This is a genomic window from Streptococcus sp. VTCC 12886 (genome assembly GCF_049893425.1).
In the GTDB taxonomy this organism is placed as follows: domain Bacteria; phylum Bacillota; class Bacilli; order Lactobacillales; family Streptococcaceae; genus Streptococcus; species Streptococcus suis_AA.
In genome coordinates this window covers 1-5,808 of the sequence record NZ_JBMVJB010000056.1, presented here as the reverse complement: position 1 = coordinate 5,808, position 5,808 = coordinate 1, and the positions used below count along the sequence as shown (strand labels likewise).

Below are 5,808 nucleotides of genomic sequence, written 5' to 3'. Positions count from 1 at the left end.
ACCTTATGCTGCACGATGTCGTGCAGCGTAAGAAATTTTATACACTAGTGTTACAAAAATGCTTGACTAGGTCAAATTAATGGAAAAATACAGAGATGGAAAGATCGACAAATCTGCCATAGCGAGTATTTTAAAAGTTTACTCTATAAAATATAATATTGAATACTTGTTAGGACAAACTATATTCGAACCGTTTCCAGAAGAATTACTTTCACTAAATGATAGTGGTAAGCTTTAAGATGTCTCAGGTTAGAAATACAAAATTTATACAGAAAAATAAATGAAATCAGTTCAGAATGCTATTGTTAATATCTCTTTATACTTTTGACTCAAGGATGTTTGAACTACGCAACACCCTGTGATGAGATATAGTACAGATGTCTCTTAACCATAGGAGGTAACCCTCAGTTGGTAGAGCAGATTCTCCTGTTAATCCAATAGCTGATGAAATATCTCCTGATGAGAGTTTTAACAGATTCAACTTTCATTTTAGTGGTATCATAGCGATTATAGAGAAGTTCCTCTTTCAGCCTTGCCCACATGCTTTCGCATTGTGGATTATCATGGCATCTGCCACCTACACTATTCATACTTTGGAGAATGCCATATTTACGTATTTCTTTTCGGTAGAGCTCACTAGTGGAGTGCTAACATTAAAGTAGAGTCATGAAACTCACCAAATATATGTTATTATCAAAGCACATAGAAAGGTGAGAACAACATGCAATATGAAAAATCATTTAAAGAACAGGTCGTTAAACTTTTTGATGAAATCGGCGTAAAAGCAGTTGCAAATCAACTGGAATTCCTTATTATACTATTCCACTTGGAGAAATCAGCGAAAAAAATATGGAGCAGATACTTATGTTGGCAGTGGCCATAAAAGAATATCTGCGGATAACAAAGAGCAGCGTATTTTGGATCTGGAAAAAGAAAATGCGTAACTCAAACATTCCAATGAGATCTTACAGGAGCCACTCGGTTTTTTCGCCGTACGCCGAAAGAAGTAAGAGCTCATCAGCGCTACCTTTTCATCTATGCTAGACTGTAGATACTCTGAGTCTAATGATTAAGCATAGCAGATGAGATTGATGAGCTGAGAGACAAGCGACAGATCCTCTTAGTAGAAGATGCCTCCCTCAGTAGCGAGAACGAGCGAATCAATGAGCTGATTGAATTTATCCGCAAGAACAAATTCCGCACCTTAGAGTACGATGATAAGCTTGTAAGGAAGATGATCGAGAGTGTTACAGTCTATGAAGGCCACTTCGTCATAGCCTTCAAATCTGGTATTGAAATTGAAATATGAAAACCAGAAGTAAATAGCCCATGACTCTACAGTAGAGTTGTGGGTTTTCTTTGCTTGTTGACAATAATAATATTTTAATAACTATTGTGCTTATCAACCAAATGGGTTTATAATATTCTTAGCGTAAACTTGGAGGTGCTGTATGACTACGGCTGAAATGATTAAAGAACTGTGCAAGCGAATGAATATAAGTGTTTCCGAACTTGCTAGACGTATTGGTCAGACACCACAAAATTTCAACAAGAAATTGAAGCGATAAACAGTAACCTTAGATGAGTTGAAGGCCATTGCAAATGTGCTTTGTGTCAAGTTTGAGCAGGCATTTATTTTACCAGGTGGGAATGAGATAAATATATCTAATGAATAAAGGAGGCGGTCTAATATAATGATTAGTCCGGAAAGTTACTATGAAGAGTATCTCAAAGGAAAGACAAAGGAAGAAATAATGACCGCCATCCGAGGACTTAAGCAAGAAATACGACGTCTAAAAAGTACACTGGAAAATCCTGACTATGATGACAACGCAATTATTCATCCGGATAGGTTTACCTACATTTACTGGACTCGTGGGTACTTGGAAAAAGCTAAAGAGACCTTAAGAGAGAATATGAAAGGGGCATTCAAATGAAAAAAAAGGATTTGATGCATGAAATTAAAAATCAATGTATAAAAAAACAAGGGTATCACGATGTTACTCACACTCATCATCAAGGACATGGGTCGGCTTCACACGCTTCATGTATCACTGTAGTTCCGATCTTTAATCATTTAGAAGGAGAACAGATGGATGAAATTATGAAAGTAACGAAATCGACCTCTTTTAAAAAGGGTGAAGTAATTTACCGAGAGGGAGATATATCCGACTTGTTATATATTGTAAGTAAAGGGAAAATTCGAATTTACCGTTTGTCTGAATCAGGAAAAGAACAATTAGTGAGAATATTAAATCCAGGCGATTTCACTGGAGAGCTTGCCTTGTTTCGCGAATCAATTCAGGAAGCATATGCAGAAGCAATGAGTGATACCGATGTATGTATGATTAGTAGAAATGATTTACAAGAATTTTTATTAAAGTACCCTACTATATCTTTGAAGATTTTATCGGAATTCTCTAACCGATTAGAAACATCAGAAAAACAAATAACTAGATTTGCCACAGAGAAGGTAGATACTAGATTAGCACTGTTTCTTGCAGAATGCATGGAAAGCGGAGATGTTCCAATGGAAATTGAATTGCCAATGAGTAAGAAGGATTTAGCCTCTTATCTAGGAACTACTCCAGAAACTATTAGTAGAAAGTTAGCTGACCTAGAAAATGAAGGATGTATAAAACAAAAATCAGGTAGAAAGATTGAGATTTTGGATTTAGATGGATTGTTGTTGGTATAGATGTGATAATATAAAGTAAAATAGTAGTAAAAATTATTAAAACATTTAAAAAAGACTAAACTTGATTTAGATCAATTTAATTTCGTTCAATCTATAGTATTATATTATCAAGATAAAGAAAAAATAAAACAAGAAAGAAGGAAAAAAATATGTCAAGAGAATTAAATTTTAATCAAGTAAAGGAAACTCATTTGAAAACATTAGCACAATATGTTCCAGTTGTAGCAAAAGTTCATGGAGGAAATCATCCAGAATTCTACCAGGTTCGTAAAGTATATGATGAACTTGCAAAGAAAGCAAAAGATGCGGGAGTAGAAAAGCCGGACTTAAAAGAGGAGTTTGTAAAATTACGTGAAATCACAGATAATTATACAGTTCCAGGTGATGTATGCGAAAGTTATGAAGCAGTATATAACATGTTAGCAGAATTAGATAAAGCATATGAAGCATACAAGTAAACAAACAAAGCAATGAAAAGATATAAATAATCTAATAGGGAGGAGTATGAATATGCAAAATTTTATATTAGGAAGAAAAAACCATATTACAATAGTAAGTGCAATTTTAATAATAATTGCATTTGTCAGTAAATTAGGCTTCGAAAACGAACAAATAGCCATATGGGCATTAGTAATTGCTTCAATTTTGGGAGTTTCACCTATTGCGATTCAAGCATATCAAGCATTAAAAGTCAAAGTAGTTAGTATTGATGTTTTAGTTACCATTGCAGTTATCGGAGCCATTATAGTTAGAAACTACGAAGAATCAGCAATTGTTACATTTTTATTTCTATTTGGAGCTTTTCTAGAACAAAGGACACTTAATAAAACACGTTCTGCAATTAAAGAATTAACTCAAATGGCACCAGAAAGTGCCTTAAAACAAATGGAAAATGGTGAGTTTGAAGAAGTAGAAATAGATGAAGTTGATGTAGGAGATATTTTGCTTGTTAAAACGGGTGCAAAAATCCCAGTTGACGGTACAGTGTTAACAGGAGAAGGGCATATTAATGAAGCAAGTATTACCGGAGAAGCGGTTCCTGTAAGTAAAAAGGAAGGTTCGAGGGTATATGCCGGAACAATTTTAGAAAATGGAACTATTCAAATCACTGCTGATCGTGTAGGTGAGAATACTACTTTTGGTAAAATCATTGAGTTGGTTGAAGAAGCACAGGATTCAAAATCAGAAGCAGAACGTTTCATTGATAGATTTTCTAAATACTACACACCAGCTGTTTTGGTTCTCTCTTTTATTGTATGGATATTTTCAAGGGATATTGAACTTGCAATTACAATATTAGTTTTAGGATGTCCAGGAGCATTGGTAATCGGTGTACCGGTTTCAAACGTCGCGGGGATTGGCAATGGAGCACGTCATGGAGTCCTTCTAAAAGGTAGCGAGGTTATTAGTGATTTTAGCAGACTAGATACCATTGTATTTGACAAAACAGGTACATTAACAATAGGAAATCCCAAAGTAGCTGATAAAGAATTTTATACAGATAATATAGATGAAGTATTAGGGTATCTAGCAAGTGTTGAAAAGGAATCAGATCATCCATTAGCAAAAGCAATTGTAGAATACATTGGAGATATAAAATTATATACAGTTGAAAAAACAGAAGTTGTAAAAGGTGGAGGAATTGTAGCTCATGTAGAAGGTCATAAAGTTGCAGTCGGTAATGTGGCACTAATGGAGCAAGAAAATGTTCTTTTAAGTAAAAAAGCTCGTGCAGATATTGCCAGATTTGAGAAAAATGGAAATTCACTTGTTTTAACATCAGTTGATGGTGAATTAAAGGCATTGATGGGTATTCGAGATCAAATTCGCCCGGGTGTAAAAGATGATCTTAAACAGTTGAAAAAACTTGGTGTTAAAAATCTAGTAGTTCTTTCTGGTGATAACCAAGGAACAGTTGATTTAGTAGCACGTGAACTAGGACTTACAGAAGCTCATGGACATATGTTGCCAGAAGATAAAGCAACATATATTAAAGAGTTACAAGAAAAAGGTCAAATTGTGGCATTTGTTGGAGATGGAGTAAATGATAGTCCTTCACTAGCTCTAGCACAAATTGGAATTGCTATGGGAAATGGAACAGATGTAGCAATTGAAACTTCAGATGTTGTTTTAATGAATTCAGATTTCAGCCGCTTGCCACATGCACTAGGTTTAACAAAAGCGACAGCTAATAACATGCGACAAAATATTATTATTGCAGTAGGGGTTGTATTAGTCCTTCTTGCCAGCGTATTCTTTAGTGAATGGATGAACATGTCAATCGGTATGTTAGTACATGAAGCAAGCATATTAGTAGTTATTTTAAATGGTATGAGACTTCTTCACTATAAATTAAGAAAATAAAAATAAATAAAATTCTTGATGTAAATCAATTTATTATAGATATTAATAGTATATAATACAATTAACATAAACTAAAGGAGTGATAAAAAATGCAAAAAGCAACAATTCAGTTAGAAACATTAACATGTCCATCATGTATGCAAAAAATAGAAAATGGAGTTAAATCATTAGATGGAGTAAACAAAAATAACATAAAGGTGCTATTTAATTCAAGTAAAGTAAAAGTGGAATATGATGATGAAAAAGTATCTATAAAAGATATTGAAAACGCCATCGATAAATTAGGATATGAAGTTATAAAATCTCAAGTAAAAGCTTTATAAAATAAGAGGGAATAAGTTTAGTTTTAATGATATCAGATGCTGGTTAGTGTCATCTATGGTAAAGGACACGGTTACTAAGTTATAATGTCGTCGATATCTTCCCACACACGAAAGCCCACAGTGGATATATTCTCACAAAGAGAATTTCTGATAAAAATATTTTGGTTACTAGTTTTTGACAGCTATAACTTCCGCTCAAGCCATGTTGAGGTAGGTGGTTTGCTGGTGAAAGCCTAGAAACCTTTAAACGAAAGGGATAATGAAAAGCCTTGATTGTAAGGCTTTTTTTCTTTTGGGTGTGGAAATATCAAAGTGAGAAAATTTTAGGAATGAGTAGAAGTGATAGGTAACTGCCCAATAACAAGGTATCTATCCAATCACTCCTTCCTCCAGTATACTGTTATAAAAAACAAACTGGAGGAT

The 5,808-nt window shown here is 34.1% G+C and carries 6 protein-coding genes and 2 pseudogenes; all 8 read left to right on the top strand.

What is annotated here, in order from left to right; translation table 11 throughout:
* The first annotated feature begins 79 nt into the window (after positions 1 to 79).
* Positions 80 to 238, top strand: a complete 159-nt coding sequence (locus ACPC57_RS11240) for a DUF1722 domain-containing protein (protein ID WP_434066980.1) — start codon at positions 80 to 82, stop codon at positions 236 to 238.
* Between the two features lie 837 nt (positions 239 to 1,075).
* Positions 1,076 to 1,309, top strand: a pseudogene (locus ACPC57_RS11235) (recombinase family protein); the annotation flags it as partial.
* Between the two features lie 142 nt (positions 1,310 to 1,451).
* A pseudogene (locus ACPC57_RS11230) lies at positions 1,452 to 1,676 on the top strand (helix-turn-helix domain-containing protein).
* Between the two features lie 18 nt (positions 1,677 to 1,694).
* On the top strand, positions 1,695 to 1,937 hold the full coding sequence (locus ACPC57_RS11225) for a hypothetical protein (protein ID WP_434066979.1): 243 nt from the start codon (positions 1,695 to 1,697) through the stop codon (positions 1,935 to 1,937).
* A gap of 14 nt (positions 1,938 to 1,951) precedes the next feature.
* On the top strand, positions 1,952 to 2,698 hold the full coding sequence (locus ACPC57_RS11220) for a Crp/Fnr family transcriptional regulator (protein WP_434066981.1): 747 nt from the start codon (positions 1,952 to 1,954) through the stop codon (positions 2,696 to 2,698).
* A gap of 149 nt (positions 2,699 to 2,847) precedes the next feature.
* Positions 2,848 to 3,156 (top strand): iron-sulfur cluster repair di-iron protein, ric, encoded by a 309-nt coding sequence (locus ACPC57_RS11215; RefSeq protein ID WP_277843509.1) that lies wholly within the window; start codon positions 2,848 to 2,850, stop codon positions 3,154 to 3,156.
* 52 nt (positions 3,157 to 3,208) lie between these two features.
* On the top strand, positions 3,209 to 5,062 hold the full coding sequence (locus tag ACPC57_RS11210; RefSeq protein WP_434066978.1) for a heavy metal translocating P-type ATPase: 1,854 nt from the start codon (positions 3,209 to 3,211) through the stop codon (positions 5,060 to 5,062).
* Positions 5,063 to 5,151: 89 nt separating this feature from the next.
* The gene (locus ACPC57_RS11205) at positions 5,152 to 5,385 is read left to right on the top strand and encodes a heavy-metal-associated domain-containing protein (protein ID WP_276934232.1); all 234 of its coding nucleotides are present in this window, start codon (positions 5,152 to 5,154) and stop codon (positions 5,383 to 5,385) included.
* Positions 5,386 to 5,808 lie beyond the last annotated feature (423 nt).